The 202-nt window shown below is 63.9% G+C and carries 1 protein-coding gene; it reads left to right on the forward strand.

The window, feature by feature from the left end; all coding sequences use genetic code 11:
- On the forward strand, nt 1-202 hold a 202-nt coding region (locus tag PMES_RS16555), incomplete at both ends, for a hypothetical protein (protein WP_159966793.1).

Genomic DNA, 202 nt, shown 5'->3' on the forward strand with positions numbered 1-202 from the left:
GGCTCGAGACCACCAGACGCTGCAAAGAGACTATTATGCCCTCCTCGCCGAGATCGATGCAGCGGTCGCCCCCGACGATGCCACAATGGCGCTCTGGCATGGGCGCATGATCACCCTCTCCGGGGACGAGCCCCCGACCATGAGGGCCATCGATGCCAAGGCCTACAACGACGCGCTCGACGCCTGTGACGTCTTCGAAAGC

This window comes from Profundibacterium mesophilum KAUST100406-0324 (assembly GCF_009835145.1).
Classification (GTDB): domain Bacteria; phylum Pseudomonadota; class Alphaproteobacteria; order Rhodobacterales; family Rhodobacteraceae; genus Profundibacterium; species Profundibacterium mesophilum.